Origin of the sequence: Actinoplanes cyaneus, from assembly GCF_016862095.1 — a bacterium.
Taxonomy (GTDB): Bacteria; Actinomycetota; Actinomycetes; order Mycobacteriales; family Micromonosporaceae; genus Actinoplanes; species Actinoplanes cyaneus.
Genome location: NZ_BOMH01000148.1, coordinates 1 through 1,583, shown reverse-complemented (window position 1 = coordinate 1,583; position 1,583 = coordinate 1). Strand labels below are relative to the sequence as shown.

Below are 1,583 nucleotides of genomic sequence, written 5' to 3'. Positions count from 1 at the left end.
GTTAGTACTATGAGGTTCGTCTTGGGCGTTTCTTTGCGGGTACGGGAATATCAACCCGTTATCCATCGACTACGCCTCTCGGCCTCGCCTTAGGCCCCGACTCACCCAGGGCGGATTAGCCTGGCCCTGGAACCCTTGGTCATCCGGCGGAAGGGGTTCTCACCCTTCATTCGCTACTCATGCCTGCATTCTCACTCGTACAGCGTCCACACCTGGATCACTCCGGCGCTTCACCCGCTGCACGACGCTCCCCTACCCATCCACACAAGTGTGAATGCCACAGCTTCGGCGGTGTGCTTGAGCCCCGCTACATTGTCGGCGCAGAACCACTTGACCAGTGAGCTATTACGCACTCTTTAAAGGATGGCTGCTTCTAAGCCAACCTCCTGGTTGTCCATGCGATCCCACATCCTTTTCCACTTAGCACACGCTTAGGGGCCTTAGCTGGCGATCTGGGCTGTTTCCCTCTCGACTACGAAGCTTATCCCCCGCAGTCTCACTGCCGCGCTCTCACTTACCGGCATTCGGAGTTTGGCTGATTTCAGTAAGCTTGTAGGCCCCCTAGACCATCCAGTGCTCTACCTCCGGCAAGAAACACACGACGCTGCACCTAAATGCATTTCGGGGAGAACCAGCTATCACGGAGTTTGATTGGCCTTTCACCCCTAACCACAGGTCATCCCCCAACTTTTCAACGTTGGTGGGTTCGGTCCTCCACGCGGTCTTACCCACGCTTCAACCTGCCCATGGCTAGATCACCCCGCTTCGGGTCTAGAACATGCGACTAAAAACGCCCTATTCAGACTCGCTTTCGCTACGGCTACCCCACACGGGTTAACCTCGCCACATGCCACTAACTCGCAGGCTCATTCTTCAAAAGGCACGCCGTCACCCCTAAAGGCTCCGACGGATTGTAGGCGAACGGTTTCAGGTACTATTTCACTCCCCTCCCGGGGTACTTTTCACCATTCCCTCACGGTACTAGTCCGCTATCGGTCACCAGGAAGTATTCAGCCTTACCAGGTGGTCCTGGCAAATTCACAGCAGATTCTAGGAGTCCGCTGCTACTCGGGATACCTGCAAAGAGGTCACACATTTTCGTCTACCGGGCTCTCACCGTCTACGGCCGACTTTCCCACGTCGTTCGACTAACATGTAACTTTGTAACTCTCCACCACAGTGTCAGCCATGATAAGCAGGTCCCACGACCCCGGATACGCAACGCCTGACAGCTATCACACGTATCTGGTTTAGGCTAAATCCGCTTTCGCTCGCCACTACTCACGGAATCACTTTTGTTTTCTCTTCCTGCGGGTACTGAGATGTTTCACTTCCCCGCGTTCCCCTCACACACCCTATGAATTCAGATGCGGATGACACGACATGACTCGTGCCAGGTTTCCCCATTCGGACACCCTGGGATCACAGCTAGTTTGGCAGCTCCCCCAGGCCTATCGCGGCCTACCACGTCCTTCATCGGCTCCTGGTGCCAAGGCATCCACCGTTCGCCCTTGACAACTTAACCACAAAAAACAAGATGCTCGCGTCCACTGTGCAATTCTCAACCAACGACCAACCCACAA

At 55.1% G+C, this 1,583-nt stretch carries 1 rRNA gene; it reads right to left on the bottom strand.

The features are described 5' to 3' along the window. Positions 1–1,525: ribosomal RNA gene (locus Acy02nite_RS46065) — 23S ribosomal RNA — on the bottom strand; the annotation flags it as partial. Between the last annotated feature and the right edge of the window lie 58 nt (positions 1,526–1,583).